This window comes from Phenylobacterium sp. CCH9-H3 (genome assembly GCF_001557235.1).
Classification (GTDB): Bacteria; Pseudomonadota; Alphaproteobacteria; order Caulobacterales; family Caulobacteraceae; genus Phenylobacterium.
The window spans coordinates 1-25,400 of sequence record NZ_LSJI01000273.1; the positions used below are offsets into that span (position 1 = coordinate 1).

At 70.3% G+C, this 25,400-nt stretch carries 22 protein-coding genes and 1 pseudogene; 10 read left to right on the top strand and 13 right to left on the bottom strand.

Annotation, left to right across the window (positions count from 1 at the left end):
- The coding region (locus AX721_RS24205; RefSeq protein ID WP_068878528.1) for an alpha/beta fold hydrolase at window positions 1-636 on the top strand (636 nt) is incomplete at its 5' end.
- Here the strand turns inward: AX721_RS24205 and AX721_RS24210 are convergent.
- Window positions 633-1,547: a thioesterase family protein gene (locus AX721_RS24210; protein WP_068878529.1), complete on the bottom strand. Its 915-nt coding sequence runs from the start codon at window positions 1,545-1,547 to the stop codon at window positions 633-635. The genes AX721_RS24205 and AX721_RS24210 overlap by 4 nt on opposite strands.
- A gap of 54 nt (window positions 1,548-1,601) precedes the next feature.
- Window positions 1,602-1,883 (bottom strand): hypothetical protein, encoded by a 282-nt coding sequence (locus AX721_RS24215; RefSeq protein ID WP_068878530.1) that lies wholly within the window; start codon window positions 1,881-1,883, stop codon window positions 1,602-1,604.
- A gap of 110 nt (window positions 1,884-1,993) precedes the next feature.
- Here AX721_RS24215 and AX721_RS24220 point away from each other — a divergent pair, with 110 nt between their 5' ends.
- Both AX721_RS24220 and AX721_RS24225 read left to right on the top strand, forming a co-directional pair.
- Entirely contained in the window at window positions 1,994-2,830 is an 837-nt protein-coding gene (locus AX721_RS24220; protein ID WP_068878531.1) for a cytochrome b/b6 domain-containing protein, read from the top strand.
- Window positions 2,827-3,600, top strand: a complete 774-nt coding sequence (locus tag AX721_RS24225) for a molybdopterin-binding protein (protein WP_068878532.1) — start codon at window positions 2,827-2,829, stop codon at window positions 3,598-3,600. The genes AX721_RS24220 and AX721_RS24225 overlap by 4 nt, the downstream gene beginning before the upstream one ends.
- A gap of 9 nt (window positions 3,601-3,609) precedes the next feature.
- Here the strand turns inward: AX721_RS24225 and AX721_RS24230 are convergent, their stop codons facing one another.
- On the bottom strand, window positions 3,610-4,695 hold the full coding sequence (locus tag AX721_RS24230) for a S1C family serine protease (RefSeq protein ID WP_068878533.1): 1,086 nt from the start codon (window positions 4,693-4,695) through the stop codon (window positions 3,610-3,612).
- Window positions 4,696-4,786: 91 nt separating this feature from the next.
- On the opposite strand from AX721_RS24230, the gene AX721_RS24235 reads away from it, so the two are divergent.
- On the top strand, window positions 4,787-8,464 hold the full coding sequence (locus AX721_RS24235) for a CHAT domain-containing protein (protein ID WP_156467356.1): 3,678 nt from the start codon (window positions 4,787-4,789) through the stop codon (window positions 8,462-8,464).
- 3 nt (window positions 8,465-8,467) lie between these two features.
- On the opposite strand, the gene AX721_RS24240 is transcribed toward AX721_RS24235, so the two are convergent.
- From AX721_RS24240 to AX721_RS24250, 3 genes are all read right to left on the bottom strand, one after another.
- Entirely contained in the window at window positions 8,468-9,268 is an 801-nt protein-coding gene (locus AX721_RS24240) for a phosphatase PAP2 family protein (protein ID WP_068878551.1), read from the bottom strand.
- 98 nt (window positions 9,269-9,366) lie between these two features.
- Window positions 9,367-10,419, bottom strand: a complete 1,053-nt coding sequence (locus AX721_RS24245) for a deoxyhypusine synthase (protein WP_068878535.1) — start codon at window positions 10,417-10,419, stop codon at window positions 9,367-9,369.
- Between the two features lie 104 nt (window positions 10,420-10,523).
- Entirely contained in the window at window positions 10,524-11,798 is a 1,275-nt protein-coding gene (locus tag AX721_RS24250; protein ID WP_068878552.1) for a type III PLP-dependent enzyme, read from the bottom strand.
- A gap of 204 nt (window positions 11,799-12,002) precedes the next feature.
- On the opposite strand from AX721_RS24250, the gene phnC reads away from it, so the two are divergent.
- Genes phnC through phnE form a run of 3 tightly spaced genes read left to right on the top strand, consistent with a single transcriptional unit; the run spans window position 12,003 to window position 14,613 of the window.
- Complete coding sequence (gene phnC, locus AX721_RS24255) at window positions 12,003-12,797, top strand: phosphonate ABC transporter ATP-binding protein (RefSeq protein WP_068878536.1); 795 nt, start codon at window positions 12,003-12,005, stop codon at window positions 12,795-12,797.
- A complete protein-coding gene (phnD, locus tag AX721_RS24260) occupies window positions 12,794-13,816 on the top strand; it encodes a phosphate/phosphite/phosphonate ABC transporter substrate-binding protein (RefSeq protein WP_068878537.1) in 1,023 nt (340 codons plus the stop codon). The genes phnC and phnD overlap by 4 nt, the downstream gene beginning before the upstream one ends.
- The gene (phnE, locus tag AX721_RS24265; protein ID WP_068878538.1) at window positions 13,813-14,613 is read left to right on the top strand and encodes a phosphonate ABC transporter, permease protein PhnE; all 801 of its coding nucleotides are present in this window, start codon (window positions 13,813-13,815) and stop codon (window positions 14,611-14,613) included. Before phnD ends, phnE begins: the two co-directional genes overlap by 4 nt.
- Here phnE and AX721_RS24270 read toward each other — a convergent pair.
- The 3 genes and pseudogenes from AX721_RS24270 to AX721_RS28640 form a co-directional block, all read right to left on the bottom strand.
- On the bottom strand, window positions 14,610-15,038 hold the full coding sequence (locus AX721_RS24270) for an NUDIX hydrolase (RefSeq protein WP_231733197.1): 429 nt from the start codon (window positions 15,036-15,038) through the stop codon (window positions 14,610-14,612). The two genes, phnE and AX721_RS24270, sit on opposite strands and share 4 nt — an antisense overlap.
- Window positions 15,039-15,175: 137 nt before the next feature.
- On the bottom strand, window positions 15,176-16,273 hold the full coding sequence (locus AX721_RS24275; protein WP_068878553.1) for a glycosyltransferase family 1 protein: 1,098 nt from the start codon (window positions 16,271-16,273) through the stop codon (window positions 15,176-15,178).
- Window positions 16,274-16,402: 129 nt separating this feature from the next.
- Window positions 16,403-16,585: pseudogene (locus tag AX721_RS28640) on the bottom strand (TetR/AcrR family transcriptional regulator); the annotation flags it as partial.
- A gap of 210 nt (window positions 16,586-16,795) precedes the next feature.
- Here AX721_RS28640 and AX721_RS24280 point away from each other — a divergent pair.
- Window positions 16,796-17,434, top strand: a complete 639-nt coding sequence (locus AX721_RS24280) for a TetR/AcrR family transcriptional regulator (RefSeq protein WP_068878540.1) — start codon at window positions 16,796-16,798, stop codon at window positions 17,432-17,434.
- Between the two features lie 163 nt (window positions 17,435-17,597).
- On the opposite strand, the gene AX721_RS24285 is transcribed toward AX721_RS24280, so the two are convergent.
- The 3 genes from AX721_RS24285 to AX721_RS24295 form a co-directional block, all read right to left on the bottom strand.
- Window positions 17,598-18,587, bottom strand: a complete 990-nt coding sequence (locus AX721_RS24285) for a D-2-hydroxyacid dehydrogenase (protein WP_068878541.1) — start codon at window positions 18,585-18,587, stop codon at window positions 17,598-17,600.
- A 55-nt stretch (window positions 18,588-18,642) separates the two neighbouring features.
- Window positions 18,643-20,730 (bottom strand): redoxin family protein, encoded by a 2,088-nt coding sequence (locus AX721_RS24290; RefSeq protein WP_068878542.1) that lies wholly within the window; start codon window positions 20,728-20,730, stop codon window positions 18,643-18,645.
- Window positions 20,731-20,895: 165 nt separating this feature from the next.
- Window positions 20,896-22,638 carry a DUF885 family protein gene (locus AX721_RS24295; protein WP_068878543.1) on the bottom strand — a complete coding sequence of 581 codons (1,743 nt, stop codon included), beginning with the start codon at window positions 22,636-22,638 and terminating at the stop codon, window positions 20,896-20,898.
- Between the two features lie 125 nt (window positions 22,639-22,763).
- Between AX721_RS24295 and AX721_RS24300 the strand changes: the two genes are divergently transcribed.
- A complete protein-coding gene (locus tag AX721_RS24300; protein WP_068878544.1) occupies window positions 22,764-24,149 on the top strand; it encodes an amino acid permease in 1,386 nt (461 codons plus the stop codon).
- A 99-nt stretch (window positions 24,150-24,248) separates the two neighbouring features.
- A complete protein-coding gene (locus AX721_RS27620) occupies window positions 24,249-24,386 on the top strand; it encodes a hypothetical protein (protein WP_156467357.1) in 138 nt (45 codons plus the stop codon).
- A gap of 6 nt (window positions 24,387-24,392) precedes the next feature.
- Here the strand turns inward: AX721_RS27620 and rfbD are convergent, their stop codons facing one another.
- Window positions 24,393-25,280: a dTDP-4-dehydrorhamnose reductase gene (gene rfbD / locus AX721_RS24305; protein ID WP_068878545.1), complete on the bottom strand. Its 888-nt coding sequence runs from the start codon at window positions 25,278-25,280 to the stop codon at window positions 24,393-24,395.
- Window positions 25,281-25,400 lie beyond the last annotated feature (120 nt).

The window sequence follows — 25,400 nt, forward strand, 5'->3', positions numbered from 1 at the left end:
GAACAGGGCCGGGCGGGCTGGGCTGAGTTCCGCGACGACCTTCTGGCCTTGCTGGCCGCGGAGACCGATGGGCCCGTGGTGCTGGCCGGCCATTCCATGGGCGGCACCTCCAGCCTGCTGGCGGCGGCGGCCGCGCCGGAGCGGGTGAAGGCCCTGGCCCTGTTCGATCCCGTGATCTTCACGCCGTCCCAGCGGCCTTCCAGCATGGGCGACAATCCGTTGGCCGACGGGGCCCTGCGCCGCCGCGCGACCTTTCCGAGCAAGGCCGCGGCGGTGGAGGCCTATGCCGGCCGCGGCGCCTTCAGGAGCTGGCGGCCCGAACAGCTGGCCGACTACGTGGAGGCAGGCTTCCGCGAGGGCGAAGGCGGCGAGGTGACCCTGACCTGCACGCCGGCCTGGGAGGCGTCGAACTTCCGCACCCACAACTACGACCCGTGGGCCGCCTTCCGCGCGACGCAGTGCCCCGTGCGGATTCTGCGGGCCGAGCACGGCTCGACCGCGCGGCTGGAAGACGGCCAGGCCGAGCTCGACGCCACCGGCCGTTTCCGCATCGAGGTGATCCCGGGCACGAGCCATTTCCTGCCGATGGAACGGCCCGAGCTGGTGCGTGAGCTCCTGCTCGAAGTGGCGGGCTAAAGGCCCAGCCCCTTCACCGCGTCGGCCTCGACCCTGGCGAACTCCGCGTCCGACAGGGTGATCAGCTTGCGGGTCTCCAGGTCGAAGGAGACGGCGATCGCCTCGGCGCTGCCCCAAGGGCGGCCCGTGTCCGGATCGAGCAGCCAGTGGACCAGCCGGCGGAAGCGCGGGTCGCCCCCGGCGGACCCTGAACGCAGCTCCAGCCGGTCGCCGGTCCGGGGCCAGGCATGGTGGATCAGCCGGTACTCCAGGGCCGCGCCGCCCACCTTGCGGTCCGGATCGACCGCGCCCGGGCGACGCCCGGCGAAGAAGTGGGGGATACCGTCGGAGAGGCGGTGCATGAAGATCTCGGTGCGCATGCGCCCGAAGGCGTCGCAGTCCCGGGCGTCGATGACGCCGAGGCCGGTTCGCGCAAGGCCCAGTTCGTCGGCGCGGGCGAGGCTGGCCTCAGTCTCGACGGGGGCGAGGCCGATGGAGCGCGGCGCGGCCCTTTCCGGCACGGTGGTGGCAAGTCTATCCGCGCGCGCGCGGATCCGCTCCGGCCACGGGAAGGCGCGGCCGTCGCGCGCCGTTGCGTGCGAGACCACGGTCTGGAAGCTGGCGGCCAGCTCGCCGGATTGGTGGTGCATCAGCAGCATGATGCGGGCGTCGCTCTCGCCCATGTCCAGCACGCCGCCGGTGACGTGCAGCGGAGCGCCGGGCCGGGCCTCGCGCAGGAAACGGATGTGCTGCTCGCGCACCACCAGCGTCGCTTCGGCGTTGGCGGCGAACGCGCCCGGCATGCCCAGTTCGGCCGCGACGCCGGCCAGGGCCTCCATGGACTTGGCCACATAGAAGCCGACGTTCAGATGGCCCATCTGGTCGCATTCCCAGCTGGCCACGCCGCCGCGCCACACTTCCACGTCCGCCACGCCCGAACTCCCCCCGCTGTGCGGCGGGGAGCTTAGCGGGTTCGGCCGCGCGAGCTAGCGCTTGCCTTCGGCCGGATCGCCGCCGGGACCGAAGCGGCCCTCGTTCACCGACGGTGGCGGCCCGCCGTCGCCCGCGCCCTGGCGCGGCTGCGGGTTGGCGCCGGTGTCGAAGCCTCGGCGTTCCCCTGCCGGCGCCTCGACCCCATCGTCGCGGCTGGTGGGCGGATAGCGCTCGGCCCCGGCGTTGGGCTCGGCGGCGTTCAGCGGCTGGGCGGCATTGTCCTTCCGGCCTTCGGACTGAATCTTGTCATTGTTTGCAGCTTTGTCTGCGCCCATGGCGAAGCTCCATCACCTAAATGCTGCCAGGAAAGCGCAAGCCGGACCGGTATCGTTCCGGCGCTCGCCAGATGGCGCGACCCGCGTCACAGTCCAGGGCGGAGGACAGCATGGCCGTTGAGCCCGGCAAGGTGATGATCCGCCGCCATTCGGGCGTCACGCGGGTGACCCATTGGCTGAACGTGCTGGTCGTCAGCCTGCTGCTGATGAGCGGCCTGCAGATCTTCAACGCCCATCCCGCCCTGTACTGGGGCGCCAAGTCCACCTTCGCCGAGCCCTGGGTCTCGATGAAGAAGGAGGAGGTGGGCGGAGAGCCGCGCGGGATCACCACCGTCGGCGGCCTGCGGTTCGACACCACGGGCCTGTTCGGCTGGTCCGGGGCCGAGGGCGCCCGCGAGCAGCGCGGCTTCCCGGCCTGGGCGACGATCCCCAGCTACCGCTCGCTGGCCGATGGGCGGCGGTGGCACTTCTTCTTTGCCTGGCTCTTCGTGATCAACGGGCTGGTCTACTGGCTCTGGGGCCTGGCGCGCGGCCACATCGCCAGGGACCTCTTGCCCACCCGCGCACAGCTTCGACCCCGTCACGTCCTGCATGAGATCGTCACGCATGCCCGCCTGCAGTTCCCCAAGGGCGAGGCGGCGCGCAGCTACAACGTCATCCAGAAGCTGACCTACCTTCTCGTGATCGTCGTCCTCCTGCCGCTGATGGTGGCGACGGGGCTTTCCATGTCGCCCGGGTTCAACGCGACCCTGCCGGGGCTGATCGACCTGTTCGGGGGCCGCCAGTCGGCGCGGACGATCCACTTCCTCTCGGCGACGGCCATCGTGCTCTTCGTCGTCGTCCACCTGGCGCTGGTGGTGGTTTCGGGCTTCTGGAACAACATGCGCTCGATGATCACCGGGCGATACGCCATCGAGACGACGGGCGCCGACGGAGACCGCGCATGAGCCTGGATCGCCGCCGCTGGCTCTCGGGCGTGGGCGCAAGCCTCGCCGGCCTTTGGCTTGCCGGCTGTGACCGGCTTGTCGCCAACTCCACCTTCAACGGCATGCTGAAGGTGGCCGAGACCTGGAGCCTGCGCGCCCAGCGCCTGGTGACGGACCGGAACGCTCTGGCCCGGGAGTTCACCCCGGCGGATGTCTCCGCCGACTTCAAGGCCAACGGCACCCTGCGGCCGCAGGACGCCGAGTATGTGGCGCTACTGGCCGAGAACTTCGCCAGCTACCGGCTGGAGGTGGGCGGCCTCGTGGAACAGCCGCTGTCGCTGACGCTCGCCGAGGTGCGGGCCGCGCCCTCGCGCACCCAGATCACCCGGCACGACTGCGTCGAGGGCTGGTCCTCCATCGGCAAGTGGAAGGGCGCGCGCCTGTCGGCCCTGCTGGACCGGGCGAAGCTGAAGTCCGAGGCGCGCTACATCGTCTTCCACTGCGCCGACACCCTGGACCCGTCGGCCACGGACGGGGCCGGGCGGTACTACGAGAGCATCGACCTGGTCGACGCCTACCACCCGCAGACGATCCTGGCCTACCAGATGAACGACGCCACCCTGCCCATCCGGCACGGCTATCCGCTGCGCCTGCGGGTCGAGCGCCAGCTCGGCTACAAACACGCCAAATACGTGATGCGAATCGAGGCCGTCGCCTCGCTGGAGGGCCTCGGCCGCGGCCAGGGCGGCTTCTGGCCCGACCGCGGCTACGAATGGTACGCGGGGATCTGAACTGCCGGCCTACTTCTTGATCTTCTCCCAGCGATAGGGCTCGTCCTCGCCCTTTCGGAAGTCGCCCCGCATGTCGGGCTCGCCGTCCGCATCCGTGTCGTAGAGCGCGACGTCGTACTGCCCGTCGTGCCCGTGGTCGTAGAAGCCGGTGTCGTACTTGCCGTCGCCATCGTCGTCGAAGAGCACGACGACCGGGCTGCGCTTGCTGTCGGGGATCATCAGCAGGAAGTCGGCCTCGCCGTCGCAGTTGTCGTCGACCAGGAACTCCTTGCCCTTGGGGTCATCGGTCCGCCCCTCTTCCAGCACCTGGCGCTCGCAGGTCTCGGCGACGGCCCTGGCGGCCGGACGCGAGACGCGGTCCTGGGTGCGGGCCAGGAACGACTTCACGTCCTCGGCCGACACGGCGAAGTTCAGGCCCTCGCCCTCGCCGACGAAGCTGTTGATGCCGATCACGTTCAGCTCGTCGTCCAGCAACGGGCCGCCAGAGTTGCCGGGGTTGATCGGCGTCTGGGTCTGGATGACCGTCGCCTCGTGCGGAATCTTGTCCTCGGTGGACCAGGCATAGGCCCGGCGGATCTGGCTGACGATGCCGCGGGTGTAGGTCCAGGCCTCGCCCGTGGGATGGCCGATGGCGTGGACGTCGGCGCCGACCTGCACGGTGGTGGAGTTGCCGATGGCCAGCGGCTTCACCCCGGCGGGGACTTCGTCCACCTGGATCAGGGCCAGGTCGGCCACCTCGTCGCGGCGCAGGATCCGGGCGCGGCGGACGTCCGCATTGCTGAGGGCCGCGCCCTCGACGGCAGGCTTGAAGACCACTCCGACCTCGGTGGCGTCCTCGACCACGTGCAGGTTGGTGACGATTTTGCCGTCGGCGCCGATCAGGACGCCGGAGCCGAAGCCGTTCTTGGCGACGACCATCACCACCGCGGGGGAGGCTTGCGCATAGACCCGGGTCTCGGTCGCGCCGCGGGTCACGGCCTGGCCGTCGGCCTTCAGCCGGCCCAGCGCCTTGCCGTACGCGAGGCCGCCCGTCGCCGGCGAGTCCGGCGCGCCGGCCGGGACCTTGCCCTTCGCCGTCCCGCCTGCGGTCCGCACGGAGGACCCCAGCCGTCCTTCCGGCGCCTGGGCCGATGCGTATGATGCAAACGAAAGGGTCGCGAGAATCGCGCCCAGGTGGAGCCATTTCATGACGCTAGTCCCCCGGCACTGGTTCGTGCGGCGGAGCCTAGCCGGATGGCTTCTCGTCACAAGCGTGTTCTGCAGCCTGCCGCAGCCTTCGGTGGCGAGCGAGGCCGTGGCGCCACGTTCGGCCGACGGCGCCGCCTACCTGCGCCACCAGGTGCTCGCCGCGAAGGGCCTGCAGGCGCGCGGCGAGGCGGGCGCCCTGGATGAGGTGCTGGACCGAACTCTCTCAATGGTCGCCGCCGTCGACCGGCCAGAGGCCGCGCCCGCCCTCCTGGCGACCACCGTGGCGGAGGTCCTGGCGATCCTGGTGGAGACGGACCGGACCGAGCGTGCCTGGGGGCTCTATCGCGCGGGCGGCTCGGCGCTTGCCCGCCTGCTGCCGCCGTCGACTCCCGAGGCCGTCGCCTACCGTCTTACCGAGGCGAGCCTCCTCGAGCGGATGGGCGACCTGAAGGGCGCGGCCGGGGTGCTGGAGACCACCGTGGCGGCGCTACAGACGCTGGAGGGGGACGCGGCGGCGCGCCGCCGGCTGCTCGGCCGCGCGCTGAGCCAGCGGGCGGCGGTGTGCGCTGGACTGGGCGATATGGACTGCGCGCGTGGGGCGCTGGCGGAACATCCCGACGGGGCCCTCTACGGCGCCGGCGGTCGGGCGCCGGCGACCGCGGACGAGGTGTCCTATCTCGTGGCGCGCAGCCTGGTGGCGTCCCTGGGCGGGCAGGCGGACCCCGTGACGGCGCAGGCGCTGTCCCGGCCGCTGGGGTTCGAGCCGGCGCCCGGCCGCGCCGCCGCCTTGGCGGCCCACCGCCAGGCCGGGGTCGCGCTGGCGCTGGAGCCCGGCCCGAAGCGGCGGGCGGCGATGATCGCCCTGGGCGAGCGGCTGCGGCAGGCGGCCTGGCGCAAACCGGGCGCCCTGGAACAGCTTCTGGTCCAGCTGACGCTGGCCGAGGCCGGAGGCGACGGCGGACTGGGCGCCGAAGCCGCGTTCGACCTGATGCAGATCGCCGGTCGCAGCGGCCACACGTTCGACGCCGACGCCCTGGCCCAGCTCAGCCAGGCGCGGGACGAGATGGGCCGCCGCACGGCGCACCAGGCGTTGCGGCTGCGGGCGCGCCGCGACCGGCTGGAGCGGGAGCAGATCCAGAAGGTCCTCGAAGCGGCTGCGGGCGCCTCGCCGGCCCCCAGCCCGCTGAGCCACGACGCGGCGACCCGGCTGCTGATCCGCGACTTCGACGTCCGCATCGCCCGAGCCGACGCCGAGGCGGCCAAGGCGGGGGTACGCCGCGAGCCGGGGCTGGCGCCCTTGGGGCGTCTGCAGGCGACGCTGTCGCCCGGCGAGGCCGTGCTGGCCATGACGCCCACCGCCGGCGGCTTCGCCTACATGTGCGTGCGCAAGGACGCGGCGACCTACAGCGTCGCGGCCGGCGATCCTATGCGCGTGCGCCTGGACACCCGCCTGGTGCAGGCCGCCCTGACCGCCACCCATGCGCCGTCCGAGCGGCTCGACATCCAGTTCCCGGCGGAGGCGTCGGTGCGGCTGTACGATGCGATGATCCGCCCGTTCGAGCGCTGCCTGAAGCCCGGCGACCGGATTGTGTGGCTGTCCGGGGTGGCGGGATCGGCCTTGCCGTTGTCGGCGCTGCTCTCCGCCCCGCCGCCGAAGATCGCCGGCGGCTATGACCTTGCGGCCGCCGACTGGCTCGTTCGCCGCCATGCGATCAGCTATGCGGGCTCCGCCGAGGCGATCCTGGCGGCGCGGACGGCCCGGGGCGTGTCCGCCGATTTCGATTTCCTGGGCGTCGGCGATCCGGTGCTTCGCCCAAAGGCCGGAGAGGATCCGGCCAGGCTGCTGCTGCGGGGCACGCGCCTCGATTCCCTCGCGCCCCTGCCGGAGACAAGGGATGAGCTCGAAGCCTCGGCCAAGGGCTTCCGGGCGGCGCGGGTCCTCGTCCAGGACGCCGCGACCGAACGCAACCTGCGCGGCGAGATGGTGGGCGCCTACCGCCACCTGTCGTTCGCCACCCACGGCCTCATCAGGGAGGACCTGCAGGGCCTGTCGGAGCCGGCCCTGGTGCTGACGCCGGTGGACGCGGTCGACCCGGCCGACGACGGGCTGCTGACCGCATCCGAGATCGCCGACATGAACCTGCGGGCCGCGTTCGTGGCGCTGTCGGCCTGCAACACCGCCAACTTCGACCTGACCCAGTTCGCCCAGGACCTGCCGGCCCTGGCCTCGGCCTTTGCCGTGGCGGGCGTGCCGGCGACGCTGGCCACGCTCTGGCCCGTGAACTCGGAAGCCGGAAAGCGCGTGGTGACGGACCTGTTCGCCGGCCTGCGGGAGACCGGCGCCGGACCGGCGGACGCCCTGGCCCAGGCGCAGAGGCGGCTCCTGGCGGCGCCGCCGGAGCGGGCCTACCTCCACCCTCGCTTCTGGGCGCCCTTCGTGGTTCTCGGCGACGGGGGCCCGGCCGTTCAGGCTTCGCCGCCGGCCAAGTCGCTGCGGGCGGTGGAGGTGCTGACCCGGACGGGCGGGGAGGTCCTGGACGTCGAGCGCACCTCGGCGGGCGTAGCCACGCAGTTCATTTCCGACGCCGATGCGCGGGGCCGGCATGGCGCGGCGGTGCGCGTGGCGACGACCGAGGGGGCGGAGATCTGGCGCCTGGACGACCGGGCCGGTGGGGCGTCCCGCTTCGGTGTGAACTTTGACGGGCGACGCCTCGTCGGCGGCTATCGCCTCGGCCCCGCCGGCCGCTACGCGCCGGTGGTGCAGGCCTACGAGAATGGCGCGGCAGCCGGGTCGTGGCAGGGGACGGGCCTGGCGAAGGTCGACGCCTTCATCCTGGGCGGCGCAGCGCGAGGGCCCGAGGCGGCGGTGATCGCGGTCGGTGAGCTCAATCTACGCGACCCGCCCGAGGCCGGGGGCGGTCGGCTGCACGTGCTGGAGCTGACCACGGCGCTCGCGGCCCGGCCCCTGTTCACGGTCGAGGCGCCGCCAGGCTTCAGGCTCTCGGACGCGACCGTCACGCCGATGGGCGGCGACCTGCTGGTGACCTACACGACGGATCAGGCGCCGCCGTTGGAGCGTCCACCCGCGCCGGCGGACGACTACGACACGCCCTACTGCCTGACCGAGCGTGTGACGTGGCTGGAGCTTCGCGATGGCCGGACGGGCGCGCGCAAGGCGGCGCGGGAGATCCGGGGTCTCGGGGTGGTCACGGCGCTGGGTCAGGCGGACGGCACGGTGCTGTTGGGCGGCTCCAGCCGGGACGCCTGCGGGCAGGAGGGCCGGGCGACGGTCCTGGCGGCCACGCCCCGCCTGGAGACCCGCACGCTCTACCGCGACGACAGCCTGGGCGCATCCGACGTGCGGGCGCTGGCCCCCCTGCCGGGCGGGCGGACGTTCGTGGCCGCCAGCAAGGAGAACGTGGTGACCCTGCGCCGTCCCGACGTCGCGGCGGCGGCCCGGGCGAACCCCTACGCCGTCCTGCCCTTCACCAGCACCTTCTCGGGCCTCGTGGTGACGCTGGACCGAAGGGGCATCCCCTCCGCGCCGACGCTGCTGGACTCAGGCTCGAACATCTACGTCACCGCGGCCGACGCCAGCCGGCCCGGCGACATCCTGCTGGGCGGGGCCCTGGCCGGACAGGCGGCGATCTTCCACCTGTCCGAAGGCGGGCGCTGAGGATCAGTAGGGGCTCTGGGCCACGATCTCGGCCTCGGCGGCGCACTTGGCGGCGTCGAGCGCCGGGGCGGTCTTGCGGGCGGCGGCGACCTCCTTGCGGACGGCCTCCAGGTCCTTGCGGAACTCGGGCTTGCCGTGCAGGGCGGCGACCATCATCGAGCCGTTGGCCCAGCCCATGTAGACCGAGTTGAGGTTGTGCACCCCGCAGACCAGGCGGCTTTCGCCATAGGCGCGGGCCCGCGACATGATCGGCGTCGCCCGGTCCGGCGCGATCTCGGCCAGCAGCAGGCCGACCGCCCAGCCCCAGGTGTTGTGGCCGGACGGATAGTCCGGGCTCTTGGCCAGGGCGTCCGACTTGGCGATGCAGATATTCCCGTCGTCGATCAGATAGGGCCGCTGGCGCTTGTAGATGTCCTTGGGCCGGTTCGTGGTCGCGCTGGCGTCGCGGCCGACCCGGGCGAAGAGGGCGTAGGTCTTCGGCGCGTTCTGTGGGGTGAGTTCGGCCCCCAGGGCGCAGCTCATGGTCTTGAGGATGCCGACGGAATTGTCGTCGGCCTTGGCCATCTCCCAGCGCGGCGTGCCCTCCAGCTTGCGGGTCTGGAGATAGACGGTGCGGTCGGCCTCGTAGCGGGTCGTGCCGGGCACGGGGGCAGGCGGCAGCACCTTGTAGGTGTCGAGGTCTTCGGGGGTCAGGTAGGGCGCGATCGCGACCGGGAGCGGCGCTTTCGGCGGCGTCTTCGGCGCTTCACCGGCGCCCAGCAGCCCCACGGCGCAGACCGACGTCACCAGTAGCCTCAACCGCATCGCGCCCTCCAAGCTGACCCGGCCGGTGTCGCAGAGCGGGGCGGCGGATTCAACCGCCATAGGAAAACGGCCGGGGATCGCTCCCCGGCCGCCGCATCCTACTTCGCGAACAGGTCCGCCCAGCGGCGCTTCTTGCGGTTCTTGTGCGCGCCGCGGTGCCAGGCGTCCGAGGCGATCAGCGGCACCACCGTGGTGGCCTCCGCGAACACCATCTGCTCCCAGGTCACGTCGACCTTGCCCCAGGAGCAGGCCTCCTTGAGGGTCGAGGACGAGCAGGCGCCGTCGCGCACGTCGGCCACCGTGATCTGGACGGCGTACTTGTGCATGTCCACCTCGTGGCCGAGGATCTCGGCGCAGACCACGGTGTCCTGCGCGAAGTTCTTCGGAACGCCGCCGCCGACCATGAAGAGGCCGGTCGCGCCCGCCTTCAGCTTGATCTCGGTCAGCTCGCGGAAGTCCGCGACCGCATCGATGGTGAGGTAGGGCTTGCCGGCCTTCATCCGCTCCACCTGGTGCTTCACCAGGCCGAAGCCGGCCGAAGAGTCCACGAAGGCCGGGCAGAAGATCGGCACGCCCTCGCGATAGGCGACCTCCACCAGGCTGTCGGGCTTCTTGGCGTTCCCGGCGGCCAGCCACTTGCCCATCTCGTGGATGAACTCGCGGCTGGAATAGGGGCGCGGCTCCAGCAGTTCGCACAGCTCGTAGATCGTGCCGTCGCAGTTCTGGAGCTCTTCCTCGTCGATGTAGGTGTCGTAGATGCGGTCGATGTACATCTCGCGCAGCTCACGGTCGTCGACGGTGGAGTCGGCCTGGTAGTGCTTGAAGCCCAGGGCTTCGAAGAAATCCATGTCGACGATGGAGGCGCCGGTCGCGACGATCGCGTCGATCATCCCGTACTTCACCATGTCGCGGTAGATGTGCATGCAGCCGCCCGCCGACGTGGAGCCGGCCAGGGTCAGCCAGGTCGAGCACTCGGCGTCCTCCAGCGACATCGACCAGATGTCGGCGGCGCGCGCGGTGTCGCGGCTGGTGAAGCTCATCTTGCGCATGGCGTCGATGACGGGGCGGGCGTCGTACTGGTCGATCGCCACGTGCTCGACGGTGTTGGCCAGCAGCTCGGCCTTGCGGTTGGTGTTCGCCGGAGCGTTCATCTTCTGAAGTTCCCTTCTGAGGGTGATCGCCCGTCGGAAAACAGAAAGGCGCGACCGGGACGGAGCGACCGGCCGCGCCTATAACACTTGAAAAGCGTCAGTTGTTACCGCTTGCGGCGGCTCTTTCCCGCGCGGCCCTTCGGACGCGAGAGGCGGACGACCTTGCTGCGCTCGTCCTCCTGCTGCTCGCGCGGCAGGCGGATGTTGCGGCCGGCCAGGCCGAACATGGAGGCCATGGGCGCATCCGAAACCTCCACGGTCTCGGCGTCGCCGAAGCCGTTGAAGCGGGTGTTCATGGCCACCCCATAGGCGCCCAGCATCCCGATCTCGACGTAGTCGCCCTCGCGGATGTCTTCCGGCAGCCAGAACGGGCCCGGCATGTGGTCGAGGCTGTCGCAGGTGGGACCATAGAAGCGGAAGGGCTTCAGCGGCCCGTCCACCTCGTGCGCCTCTTCGCCTTCGCCGCGGTACAGCTTCACCGGAAAGGGCCACTTCACGTGCGCCGCATCGAACAGCGAGCCGTAGCTGCCGTCGTTGAGGTACAGCGCGTCGCCCTTCTTGAGCTCCACCTTGGTGAGGATCGAGGAGGCCTCGGCCACCAGCGCCCGGCCGGGTTCGCACCACAGCTCGGTCGTCTCGTGGACGCTCATCTCGGCGAAGCCGCGATGGATGCTGTCGGCGTAGTCGGCCATGCCGGGCGGAACCATGCCCGGATAGACCGACGGGAAGCCGCCGCCCACGTCCACGATGTCGACCATGACGCCGGCGCGCACGATGGCGCGGTTCGCCTGGGCCATGGCCGCCTGGTAGGCGGTCGGCCGCATGCACTGGCTGCCCACGTGGAAGGAGACGCCCATCTTGCCCTGGGTGGCGCGCCGGGCGGCGAGCAGCAGCGAGGGAGCCTCGTGCGCGTCGACGCCGAACTTGCCGGAGAGCGAATAGGACGCGCCTTCCGCCGTCACCGCCAGGCGGACGATCAGCGTCAGGTCCTTGGCGCCGTCGGTCGCCTCGAGGATCTTCTGCAGCTCCTCGTGCGTGTCGAAGGAGAACGTCGTCACGCCATAGCGATGGTACGCCTCGGCGATGGCCTTGCGGCTCTTCACCGGGTGCATGAACGCCATGCGCGCGCCCGGGGCGAACTGGTGAACCAGTTCGATCTCGGGGACCGACGCCACGTCGAACGAATTCACGCCGGCCTTCACCAGGGCCTCGATGACCCACGGCGAAGGGTTCGCCTTCACAGCGTAGAAAACGTCGCCTTGAAACTTGTCCTGGAACCAGCGCGCCGCTACGGCCACCACGCCCGGCCGCGCAAAGGCGACAGGACGCTCCGGGGACCGCTCACGGACCAGGTCCAGGGGCGTATGGTACGTCTGCACCTCACGCAACCCCCAACGGATTGTTGAACCCAGACCGGCGTTAGCAGCGCTTTTGAGGACATCGGGTCCGCCGGAAGGCGCGCATTTAGGGACTTTGGACGGGCATGTAAAGTCTTCGTGTGTGCGACGGCTTCGCGCGGTAGACCCGATGGGGCCGGCCGTGCCATGAAGCCGGGCTACTACGGGAAAGCTCCGACAACCCTCATGCCTGACGCCGCCGTTCTGTCGATACGGAACGTCTCCAAGACCTTCGGCCAGCGCCGCGCCCTCGACGGGGTGTCGCTGGAAGCCACGAAGGGCGAGATGATCGCCCTCATCGGGCCCTCCGGGTCGGGGAAATCCACCCTCCTGCGCTCGATCAGCGCGCTCCAGACCATCGACGCCGGCCCCGGCGAGATCGTGGCCTTCGGCGGCCCGGTCCAGAAGGACGGCCGGATCGATTCGAACGTGCGCAAGACGCGCACCCGGATCGGGATGATCTTCCAGCAGTTCAACCTGGTGGGCCGGCTCAGCCTGTTCACCAACGTGGCGCTGGGCTCGCTGGGCCGGATCAACTTCTGGCAGGCCGCGCTGGGCGTCTGGCCGGCCGAGACCAAGCAGGCGGCCATGGCGGCCCTGCACCGGTTCGGCGTGTCCGACTACGCCACCCAGCGCGCCAATACGCTGTCCGGCGGCCAGCAGCAGCGGGGCGCCATCGCCCGCGCGCTGGTCCAGAAGGCCAAGATCATCCTGGCCGACGAGCCCGTCGCCTCGCTGGATCCCGTCTCGGCCCGGCGGGTGATGGAAATCCTGCGCGAGCTCAACAAGAACGACGGCCTGACCGTCCTCGTCACCCTGCACCAGGTGGACTACGCGCTGCGCTATTGCGACCGCGTGGTGGCGCTGAAGGCCGGCAAGGTCGTCTACGACGGCCCCTCGGGCGGCCTGAAGCGCGAACAACTCATCGACATCTACGGCCCCGAATTCGAGGACGTCTTCTGGGAAGGAGCGCCCACATGATCCGCCGCACCCTCATCCTCACCCTGAGCGCCGCCGCCCTGGCCCTCGCCGCCTGTGGCGAGCCCGCCGAGAAGAAGGCCGAGGACGGAAAGCTCACGGAGCTGACGTTCTCGATCCTGTCGGCCGAGAACCAGACGTCCATGGAGCCGCTCTGGGCGCCGCTGCTGGCCGACATGTCCGACCAGATCGGCATGAAGGTGAAGCCCTATTTCGCCACCAACTACACCTCGCTGGTGGAGGCCATGCGCTTCAACCAGGTGCAGATGGGCTGGTTCTCGGCGTCTCCGGCGCTGCAGGCCGTGCGGCGCGCCGACGCCGAGGTGCTGGGCCGCGTGGTCGATGCCGGCGGCGACGCCACCTACAAGTCCGTGCTGATCGTGCGCAAGGGCAGCGGCATCACCCTCGACAAGGTGCTGAAGTGCGACAAGTCCCTGTCGTTCGGCCTGGGCGACACCCAGTCCACCTCGGGCACCCTGGCGCCGATGACCTATCTGTTCACGCCCAAGGGCATCGAGCCGAACAAGTGCTTCAAGTCGGTGCGCTCGGCCAGCCACCAGGCCAACGCCTTCTCGGTGGCCAACGGCGTCGTGGACGTGGCGACCAACAACAGCGTCGGCATGATCTTCTTCGCCCGGCAGAGCCCTGAGCTGGCCGCCAAGGTCGAGACGATCTGGTCCTCCCCGCCGCTGCCCGAGAGCTCGATCGTGGTGCGCAGGGACCTGGATCCGGCCCTGAAGGAAAAGATCCGCCAGTTCTTCCTCACCTACGGCACCGGCTCCGATGAAAAGGCCGCCAAGCAGCGCGAGGTGCTGAAGGGCCTGGCCTATGGCGGCTTCCGGCCGGCCGACAATTCCTATCTCGACCCCGTGCGGGAGATGGAGGCCAGCGAGGCGCTCGCGGCCGCCAAGCGGTCGGGCGACCAGGCCCGGATCGCCAAGGCCCAGGCCGAGTTCGAGAAAGTCAGCGCCGAAGCGGCCCGCACGCGCGCGCTCGAACCCGTCCCGGCGCCGGCGCAATGAGCGTGTCGTCCGCGGTTCCGCCCGCCCCGAAACGCAGCCTCGCGCAGCGGGCCCCGGACCTCGTCCTTTGGGGCGGCCTGATCGTCCTGCTCGCCATCGCCTTCCGGCCGGCCGAACTCAGCAAGTTCCCGCTGCTGTTCACCAATTCGGGCAACATGCAGGAGCTGGGCCGGGGCTTCATCAAGCCCGACTTCACCCAGTGGCGGCTCTATGTCTCGATGATGTGGCTGACGGTGCAGATGGCGCTGTGGGGCACGACCATCGCCATCCTGGCGGCCGCGCCCCTGGGCCTGCTGGCCTCGCGCAACATCACACCCGCCTTCATCCAGATTCCCGTCCGGCGCTTCCTCGACATCGTGCGGTCCGTTCCCGACCTGGTGATCGGCATGATCTTCCTGGTGGCCGTGGGCCCCGGACCGTTCGCCGGCGTGATGGCCCTGGCCATCGGCACGTCGGGCGTGCTGGCCAAGCTGTTCTCCGAGGCGGTGGAATCCATCGACCGCGGGCCCGTCGAGGGCGTGCGCGCCACCGGCGGCCACAAGCTGCACGAGATCGTCTGGGGCGTGATCCCCCAGGTCGCGCCCCTGTGGACCAGCTATGCGCTGTACCGGTTCGAATCCAACAGCCGCAGCGCCACGGTGCTGGGCCTCATCGGCGCCGGCGGCATCGGCCAGGTGCTGTTCGATAGCCTGAACGCGTTCGCCTATTCGAACACGGCGGCCATCGTGGTGGTGATCATCGTCGCGGTCAGCCTGATCGACATGCTGAGCCAGGCGATCCGCAGCCGCCTTCTCTAGACGCTGAACTTCGCCAGCAGCGTCCGCAGCTCCGGCTCGTCGACCAGGCTGGCGGCCTCGGCGGGGGACGACCACAGCCGCTCGCGCTCGACCATCTCGGGCCAGATGTCGCTCACCTTGCGCACCTCCAGAGGGTAGACCATCACCCGCACGTGCTGCAGCCGGCCCGAGCGCAGACGCTTGTCGTAGTGGTAGACGCCCAGCGACTTGCGGCCTGCCTTGCCGGTGACGCCGGCCTCTTCGTAGGCCTCCTGGGCGGCGGCGTCCTCCGGGGTCATGTCCTTCATCGGCCAGCCCTTCGGGATGACCCAGCGCCGGCTCTCCCGTGAGGTGATCAGCAGCATTTCCACCGCGCCGTCGTCGCGCTTGCGCCAGGGCAGGGCGGCGTACTGGGTGCGCGGCTCCCGGTCGGGTTCCGGTCGCAACCTGTCGCTCTTCTTGCCCATCGGCGTCGTGAAACTCCCCTCGAATCGGCGGCCAGCCGCCTTAGAGGCGGGCGGTTTACGCGGGGTTTCGGCGTGCGCCAATCACATTGTCATAAAAGTGTCATGAGTCGCGCCGGTCACGCCGCTTCCGGACGGCGGCGGCGCACACGGGCGAGCCGCCGGAGGCGGCGCCAGAACCGGGTCTTCTCGGGTTCGGGATAGGGCTGCAGGTTCTTCACGAAATCCTCGGCGCAGGCCCGCCACGAGAACTTCTCGGCGAAGGCGCGCACCTTCTTCCGGTCCAGGTCGAGGCACTGCAGGCAAGCCTCGCGCAGGCCCTCGGTGGCAGTGAGCGCCAGCACCCCGGCCCCGGAGCCCGGAATCAGGTCGATGGGGCCAGGCGCCGGATAGGCCGCCACGGGCGTGCCCGCGGCCATGGCCTCCAGGATCACGAGCCCGAAGGTGTCGGTGAGCGAGGGGAAGACGAAGACGTCGGCGCAGGCGTAGTGGTCGGCCAGCTCCTTGCCCGACCGGGAGCCTTTGAACACCACGTGGGGATATTTTTCCTGCAGCTCCTCGAGCTGCGGGCCCGGCCCCACGACCACCTTGGAACCCGGCAGGTCCAGCGCCAGGAACGCCTCGATGTTCTTCTCCACGGCCACCCGGCCCACATAGAGGAACACGGGCTTGGGCAGGTCGGCGAAGATGTCGGGATCGTCCTCGCCGCGGGGGCGAAAGTGCTCGGTGTCGACGCCGCGGGACCAGGCCGAGATGTTGCGGAAGCCGTGGTTGGACAGTTCCTCGCGCATGGTGGGCGTGGCGACCATCAGCCGGCCGGACGGCTTGTGGAACCACTTCATGTAGGCGTAGCCGGCGGCCAACGGCAAAGGCAGGCGCGCCGAGACGTACTCCGGGAACCGCGTATGGTAGCTGGTGGTGAAGGGCAGCTTCCACTCCACGCAGATCCGGCGGGCCGCCAGGCCGATGGGCCCCTCGGTGGCGATGTGGATGGCCTCGGGCTCGAAGGCCTTGAACAGCTCCTGCACCGGCTCGTAGACGCCGATCGCCACCTTGATCTCCGCGTAGGTGGGCAGGGGAAAGGTCTTGAACTGGCCGGGGTGGATCACCTCGACCACGTGGCCCATGGCCTGCAGCTCCTGCACCACGCGGGTCAGGGTGCGGACCACGCCGTTCACCTGCGGCTCCCAGGCGTCGGTGGCGACCAGGATGCGCATCGGCCGCTGGGCGTCCCGCGGGGCGGTGATCGCCTCGCGAATGCGGCGGTCCGTCCGCTGGGGCTTGGGACGATCGGGCTGCTGGCGGAAGGCCTCGCTCTGCAGCCAGGCCCAGAAGGCGCCCAGCAGCGCTTCCTTGGTGGGGAAGTGGCGATAGACCGTGCGCTCGCCGACGCCGGCGTCGCGGGCGATCTCGGCGAAGTTCAGATCCTCGAGCGAGCGGCTTTCGAGCTGGTCGCCCACGGCGCGCAGGATCTGCTCGCGGGTCTCCTCACGCTGGCGGTCCCGAAGGTTCGGCAGGGGGGTTTTCATGGCAGCCGCACTGTCATGGGTTCGAGCGCGAAGTCAACGCATGCCGCCGTTACTCGACAATGCGGCAATGTCGGCGACCCGGCGCCCAATCGGCGAACATTGCGCGTCCAATGCGCGCTGCGGCCACGTATGATCTGGCACGCTGGGCTCCCATATGGCTAGGGGTCTGATGAGTGCTGACCCTGGGGGGGTCGCTGCGAATTGGGTCCGATGGACGCCACCACCTATCCAGCCAAGGCGACGCCGAAGTCGCTCCGGACGCGCGCCCGCATCCTGGACGCGGCCATGCGGCTGTTCGCCGAGATCGGCTACCACGCGGCGACCAACGCGGTGATCGCCGACGCGGCGATGCTGACCCGGGGCGCCATGCTGTACCACTTCGCCACGCGCGAGGAGCTGATCGAGGCGGCGGTGGCCCACATCGAGCTGCACCGCGCCCGGCTGTTCGAACAGGCCGCCTCGACGCCGCCGGCGCCGGGCGTGGACGCCTCCGAGCATGCCATCGACGTCTACTGGGCCCTGCTCCGCGAGACGCCGTTCGTGGCCTTCGCCGAGCTGGAGGCCGCGGCGCGCACCGACCCGATGCTGAGCGAGCGCCTGGCCTCGGCCCGCAGCGCCTTCGACCACGCCCAGCTGGGCGGCGACCGCATCGGGGCGATGATGCAGGCCGGCGCGGACCCGCGCTTCCAGACCAGCCGCGACCTGGGCCGCTTCCTGCTGGAGGGCATGGCCAAGGGCTCCATGACCTATGATCAGGCCGCGCGGCAGGAACGCCTGCTGACCGTGATCAAGCGTGCGGTGCGGATGCTCAACCGTAAGGGCGACCACCAGGACCTCTGGACGGACTGACAACTGGTTCCTCCCCCGCGAAGCGGGGGAGGTGTCGGCGAAGCTGACGGAGGGGGCGCAAGGCCGGAAACTCCGAGCGGGCCGTCTCGCGCCCCCTCCGTCTCGCCGCGTTCCGCGTCGATCCACCTCCCCCGTCGTCTTCGCGCCAGGGGAGGAGCGATACTCATCCCGCCAGCACGTCCTTGGGATCCGCAACGTTGCGGAGCGGCTCGCCGCGGGCGAAGCGGCCGAGGTTGTCGAGGAAGAGGGCGTCGTTGCGCTGGGCGTTCCCCGAGCTCATGCCGGACGAGTGCGGGGTCAGCGTGACCCGGGGGTGGTCCCAGAACCGGCTCTCGGCGGGCAGCGGCTCGGTCTCGAAGACGTCGAGGACGGCGTGCTCGGGAATGCCCCGGTCCAGCGCCGCCAGCAGCGCCGGCTCGTCCACGAGTCCGCCGCGCCCCACGTTGACGAAGATCGCGCCGGGCTTCATGGCGCCGAAGAAGGCCGCGTCGGCCATGTGCCGCGTCTCGGCCGTCAGCGGGCAGGCCAGGACCACGACGTCGGCGTCCGGCAGGAGGCCCGGCAGGTCGCCCTGGGCCGCGATGCGGTCGGCGGAGGGGTCGGCGGCCGGATTGCGCCGAACGCCGGTGACGTGCGCGCCGAACGCCCGGGCGCGGTCGGCCACGCCCTTGCCGATGGCGCCGAAGCCGACGATCACCCAGTTCGAGCCGGCGATCTCGCGGAACGGCTCGCGCTTCCATGCGTGGGCGGCCTGGGCGGCGCGCCGCTGGGCCCCGCCCTGGAGGGCGTCGAGCACGCCCCACAGGACGTAGTCCGCCATGCCCACCGCCTGGCCGTGGCTGGTGGTCAGCGTCGCGCCCTTCTGGACGATCTGACCGAAGACCGGGTTGTCGAACCCCGCCGCCCCGCTCTGCACCCATTTCAGGCTCGGCGACTTCAGCATGGCGACCATGAACGGCCGGGCCACGGGGCTGAAGAAGACGTCGGCGTTGGTCCAGGCCGCGTCCGCGTCCACGCTGTCAGGGGGCAGGACGGCGCCGTTCGACGTCACCTCGCCCGAGGCCGTCATGAGCAGCGGCTCGACGGCGGGGCCGAGCGCGGCGATCTCCGCCTCGATCCGGCGGAAGGAAGGTTCGTAGATCAGCAGGCGCATCGGTCTCTCCCAGGCCTTGGCGTCTTAGCCGGGGAGAGACCGCCTGCGCTACCGGTTAGCGGCCGCCGCCGGCCTTGGGCGGGACGGCGGGCGCCGGGGCGGCCGGCGCCTGCTGGGCCTGTTCGCGACGGCGCCCGCCCATCATCTTCAGCGCGGCCATCAGTTCGCCGTTCTCGATGCCGCCCGACTTGTTCTGGTCGATCTGGGCGAAGTAGGGCGCGAGGCGATCGCCGAGCTGGCCCTTGAGCTCCGCCTTCTGGATCGTGCCGTCGATGTTCTCGTCCAGCATGCCCAGGAGCCGGGTCTGGTCCATCAGCTCGTCATAGTTGGTGAGCTTGGTCGAGGTCTCGTCCAGCCAGCGATAGCGGACCGCCGTGTAGAACATCTCCTCCCAGGACTGGTCGCCCCAGACGATGGCCTTGGTCGCGTCCGGGTTGGCCGGGTTTTGCCTGGAGTTGTCGTACCAGTAGTTGGCGATCAGCTTCGAGCCGGCCGGAACCTTCAGCGGCTCGGCGAAGGTGTACTCGCGCTGCCAGTTGAAGTCGTAGCGCGGCATGGCCAGCAGCCGCTTCTTCGAGCCGTCCGGATACTGGATCCAGAGATCGGAGGCGTAGCCCCGGTAGTGGGCGTGCGGGAAGGCCGAATACAGCAGCGCATCCTTGGGGAAGTCGATGTAGGCCGTCTCCTTGTGGCGGCTGGCCCCTGGCGGGATGACGATGGTGTTGTCCACCACCACCGAGTTGCGCATCACCAGGTCAGGCTTCTCGCCGTCCTTGTAGAAATAGAGCCCGATCTTCGAGGCGTCGGTGACCTCCTTGCCGAACGGGGTGTAGTGCGCCTGGAAGCCGATGGCGCCGCCGGGCGGCAGGTAGCTGCCGACATTGGTGGGCCACAGGGTGCTCTCGGCGCCCACGGCATAGCCGCCCATGGAGGCGCCCCAGCGGCTCTCGTTGCCCTTGCCGTCGGCCGGGACCTCCTTGAGGTAGCCCGACAGGAAGTGGTGCACCGCCTGGCGCTGGTTGACCACATAGGTGGAGGCCTTGACCCACTTGCCCTCGGTCAGCGGGTTGACGACGATCGGGCGCTGGTAGTCGACCACGCCCGAGGCGGGGATCTTGTAGGTGGGCAGCTCCAGGATCAGGTCCGGCTTGCCCAGCGGCCATTCCGCCACCACCCGCTTCTTGGCGGCGACCGCCAGCGGATCGGTCGAGCCGTCGCGCGGGGCGCCCTGTTCCACCCAATGGACCACCGTCTTGATCTCGGCGGGCGTCAGGCTCTTGTCGTCCGCGAACTTGCCCACGTGAGGGTCCACGTTCCACGGCGGCATCCGGTCGGTGCGCAGCACCTCGCGGATCATCGGCGAGAAGCCCTTGACCATCTCGTAGCTCGACATGGCGAACGGGCCGATGCCGCCCTCGGTGTGGCAGGCGGCGCACTTCTTCTCGAGGATCGGGGCCACTTCCTTGACGTAGGAGATCGTCGCCACCTTGCGGTTCGGGAAGTCGATCAGGCAGCCCACGCTCTGCTTGCTGGCGGCCATGGCCGGGCGGCCGGCGAGGGTGGCGTCGATGGCGTCGGCGGCCCAGGTGTGCTGCGCCGCCGCCTTCTGGACCCCGTAGTCGAGCCGGTCGTCCAGCGGGCCGCGGTAGGTGATCTTCCAGGTCTTGGGGTCGATCACGAAGACCTCGGCGGTCCGGGTCACGCCCAGCTGCTCGCCCACCAGCTGGTTGGCGTCCTTCAGGATCGGGATGTCGAAGCCGTACTCGGCCTTTTCCTTGGCGATCGCCTCCATGCTGTCCTGGATGGCGGAGTTCACCATCAGGAACCGCACGCCCTGGGCTTCGTACTTGGCCTTCAGCGCCTTCAGCGCGGGCGCCACGTTGCGCACGATCGGGCACCCGTTGGCGTGGCTGATGAGCACGATCGCCTTGGCGTCGGTGCGGTAGAGCTCGTGGCCCATGTACTCGGTGTCGGCGAGCATGAAGTTGTCGACCGTGGCGGGGGTGGCCGAGCTGGCGACCTCCGCCGACGTGGGCGTTCCGGCCGAAAGGGCGTTCGGGGCCTGGCCGTCGGCCGCGCAGCCGAACAGCAGGCCGCTGGCCGCGACCGTCGTCGCCAACGCGGAAATACGCGCATTCGTCATCGCAATGCTCCTCCCCATGGATCCGGCGGAGGTCGTGTCGCCCCGTCCGCGCCCAGGCCCTTAAAATTGTCTGTTACGCCAAATCATACCGAAGCATCGACCCGTTGCACCATTATTTCTGATCGTTGTTCAGATGCGTTTCGGCGAGGCGATCCTGGTCTTCCCCTACCGCCCGCCGGCGGCGATCCAGGCGTTGACGCGGGACTCCAGCAGGTCCATCGGCAGGGGACCGGCCAGCAGGACCGCGTCGTGGAAGCGGCGGATGTCGAAGCGCTCGCCCAGCTTGGCCTTGGCCCGGGCGCGAAGCTCCAGGAACTTCAGCTCGCCGATCTTGTAGCCCAGGGCTTGGCCGGGCCAGGAGATGTAGCGGTCGACCTCGACAGTGATGTTCAGCGGGGCGAGCGCCGTGTTCTCCAGGAAGCACGCCTCGGCCTGCTGGCGGGTCCAGCCCTTCCAGTGGAGGCCGGTGTCGGCCACTAGGCGGCAGGCGCGCCACATCTCGTAGCTGAGCTGGCCGAAGCGCTCGTAGGCGTCGCGATAAATGCCCATCTCGCCGGCGACCTTCTCGGAATAGAGGCCCCAGCCTTCCACGAAGGCGGTGACGCCGCCCTCGCGCCGGAACATCGGCACGTCCTTCAGCTCCTGGGCCAGGGCGATCTGCAGGTGGTGGCCCGGCACGGCCTCGTGGGCGGTGAGGGCGGGCAGCTCGTAGAGGGGCCGCTGGTCGAGGGCGAAGGTGTTGACCATGTAGCCGCCGGCCACGCCCTGCTCGGGGCTGCCCTGGAAGTAGCGGCCGGTGGTGTAGGCGGCCTCGATCTCGGGCGGCACGGGCCGCACACCGTAGGTCAGGCGCGGCAGGGTCCCGTACCAGCCCGGCAGCTGGTCATCGATCCGCTTGGCGATCTCGGAGGCCTTCTCCAGCAGGTCCTGGCGCGACGTGGCGTAGAATCTGGGGTCCTTGCGCAGCATGGCGATGAAGGCGGGCAGCTCGCCGTCGAAACCGGCCTCCTTCATGGTCACCAGCATCTGGGCGCGGATGCGGGCGACCTCCTTCTCGCCGAGCGCGTAGACCTCGTCGGGCGAAAGCCCAGTGGTCGTGAAGTCCTTGACCGCGAACCGGTAGAAGGCCTCGCCGCCGGGCGCGGTGCGCACGCCCAGGCCCTTGCGGGCGGCCGGGGCGTACTCGCGCTCCATGAAGGCGGCGAAGTCGCGCTGCGCCGGGCGGATCCGGTCGCGGACCACGGCCGTGGCCCGGGCGCGCAGGGCGGCCTGCTGTTCGGCCGGGATGCCGTCGGGCAGCTTGCGGAAGGGCCGCAGCAGCGGGTCGGTGTCGAGCGGTGCGACGGCGGCGGCCTTGGCGCGGGCCAGGATGATGTCGACGGTGGGCTTCGGCTGGGTGAAGCCGGTCCGGATGCCGCGGCGGGCGTTCTCGATGTTGTCGCGATAGTAGCCGGGCAGGGCCTCCAGGCGGGCGATCCAGGCTTCCGCGTCGGCGGCGGATCGCATCGGCGTGGTGGCGGCCACATAGTTCAGCGTGTCCTCGAAACCACCGTCCGACGAGACCGGCATCCGCGCCACATCGTGTTCGATCTGGCCGATCCGGCTGCCAAGCTCCCAGGCCATGTAGCCGCGGCTGGCGGCGGCGTTGTCGGACAGGCCGGCCTCGGCCACGGCGGCGAGCCGGGCCTGGAAGGCCTTCAGCGCCTTCAGGCGGCGGGCGTCGGCCGCGGGGGTCACGTCGGGCAGCTTCGACAATGCGGCCCGGTCGCCCTGGCGCCCGGCGGTGATGGGGTCTTCCGACAGCAGCCAGGCGTCGTAGTCGGCGGCCAGTTTCGTCATCGCCGCATCGTCGGCCAGCGCCGGGCCGGCGAGCAGGAGCAACAGCAGGGCCAGGATCACTCGACGCATGAGACACGCTCTCCCCAAAGAGCGGCCAAGCTGGCGTAGGTCGGCCCCGGCGCCAAGGGTTTCGGGGCAAGGCTTGGCAGTTCGGCGCGGCTCAGGGCAAATGTCGGCCAACAAGAGGGGCGCCCATGAGTTTCATCACCCGCAGGAAGCCGATCGAACAGGCGCACGCCGAGCGTCACCTGAAGCCCACGCTGGGCTGGCCGCACCTGATGGCCCTGGGCGTCGGCGCCATCATCGGCACGGGCATCTACACCCTGACCGGCGTGGCGGCGGGCCTGGCCGGGCCGGCGGTCATCCTCTCGTTCGCGGTGGCCGGCGCGGTCTGCGCCTGCGCGGCGCTGTGCTACGCCGAGATGGCCAGCCTGACGCCGCAGGCCGGCAGCGCCTACACCTATTCCTACGTCACCCTGGGCGAGGGCCTGGCCTGGGTCATCGGCTGGAGCCTGATCCTCGAATACACCCTGGTCTGCAGCGCCGTGTCGGTGGGCTGGTCGGGCTATGCGTCCGGCCTGATCCGCCAGGCCGGGTGGGGCGTGCCGGAAGCCCTGCTCGCCGGCGGCGTCGTCGACCTGCCGGCCATCTTCATCGCCCTGGTGGTGACCGGCATGCTGCTGGTCGGCACCCGGGAGAGCGCCACGGTCAACTTCATCCTGGTCTGCGTGAAGCTCGTGGCCCTGGCGGCCTTCGTGGCCTTCACCCTGCCGGCCTTCGACGCGGCCAACTTCCAGCCGTTCGCGCCCTTCGGCTTCGGCGCCCACGACATCGACGGGACCAAGTTCGGCGTGATGGGCGCGGCGGCGATCATCTTCTTCGCCTTCTACGGCTTCGATGCGATCTCGACGGCGGCGGAGGAGGCCAAGAACCCCAAGCGCGACCTGACCATCGGCATCGTGGGTTCGATGGCGGTCTGCACGCTGATCTACATGGTGGTGGCGGCCGTCGCTCTGGGCGCCGTGCCGTTCGGCCTGTTCTCCAAGAGCCCCGAGCCGCTGGCCTTCGTGCTGAAGGAACTGGGCAAGCCGGGGGCGGCGGCGATCATCGCAGGGGCCGCCGTGGTGGCGATGCCCACGGTGATCATGGTCTTCATGTTCGGGCAGAGCCGGGTGTTCTTCGCCATGGCCCGCGACGGCCTGCTGCCCCGCCGGCTGGCGGCGGTCGGCCCCCGCGGCGTGCCTACGGCGGTGACGACCCTGACCGGGGTGATCGCGGCGATCATTTCGGGGTTCATGCCCCTGGACGAGATCGCCTCGCTGGCCAACGCCGGCACCTTGGCCGCCTTCATCGCCACGGCCTTCGCGGTGATGGTGCTGCGCCGCCGCTCGCCCGACATCGAGCGGCCGTTCCGCACCCCGCTGGTCTGGGTGATCGGACCGGCCGCGGTGCTGGGGTGCCTTTACCTGTTCACCAGCCTCACGGCGAAGACCATCGCCTTCTTCTTCATCTGGAACGCCATCGGCGTCGCGGCCTACATGCTGTACGGACGGGCAAAGAGCCGGCTCGCCGAGGCATGAGCGCCGCTGAATCGTCGCGTCTCCTCAGAATGGGCGCCCCGCAGCCGCCCGCCCCTTGAGCACGGGGGAAGATTGCGGCACGGGCCGTGCATGTACCGGATGCGGAACCTTGCCCTGCTCGCGCTGACGTTGGCGGTGCTGGCGGTCATCGCGCTGGCGGCCCCGAACTCCAGCGGCGCGCGCGCCAGGGGGCCGACCGAGCCATCGGCCCTGGCGGCCGCACCCCGCGCGAGCTGAAGTGGGTCAGGGGTTCGGCCTGATCTCCGCCACCACCTCGGCCAGCGCCTCCTGCCACGGGCGGGGCTTCACGCCGTACACGCGCTCGAGTTTTCCGAGGTCCATGGTGGCGCGCAGCGGGCGCTGGGCCGGCGTCTTGTAATCGGCGGTCTTCTGGGCGCCCACTTCCGGCGCCTGCCCGCCCAGCGCCTGGGCGAAGATCTCGACCGCGAAGTCGCGCCAGGTCACCTCGCCGGAGTTGGCGAAGTGGACGGTCCCGAACGCCGGGTCCCCGGCCTTGGCCTCGGCCAGCCGCGGGGCCTGGGACAGGATGAATGCGGCGAGGTCCGCGGCGGAGGTGGGGCGGCCCGACTGGTCGTCCACCACCTTCAGCGGATTGCCGGCGGCCGCCACGCGCAGCATCGTCTTCACGAAGTTCTTGCCGTGCGGCGAGACCACCCAGGACGTGCGGATGTTCAGCGACCGGCGGCAGGCCGCGGCCACCGCCGTCTCGCCCTCCAGCTTGGTGGCGCCATAGGTGTTCAGCGGGTTTGTGGCGGCGTCCTCCGGATAGGGCGCGCCGCCCGCGCCGTCGAACACGTAGTCGGTGGAGACGTTGACCACGGCCGCGCCGATCGCGTCCGCCGCCGCGGCGATGGCGCCGGGAGAGCCCGCGTTCACCGCCCGCGCCAGGTCCGGCTCGCTCTCGGCCTGGTCCACGGCGGTGTAGGCGGCGGCGATGATCACCAGGTCCGGCCGCGACTCCATCACCTTGCGGGCGCACGCCGCAGGGTCGGAAAGGTCTGCGTCGACCCGGCTGAGCGCGGTCAGCTCCACATCGTGGGCGGGCGCCTGGCGCAGAAGCTCGGTGGCGAGCTGGCCGGTGGTTCCGAATTGCAGGATCTGGACGGTCATGCGCCTTCCATAACGCGAAACCGATGACCCTCAAGCGGCGCCATGCGGGCGGCCGCGCTTGAACCCGACCGGGCGCGCCCCGTAGAAGCGGTACGGAGCGTGTGGGTTTTCAGGGGGCGG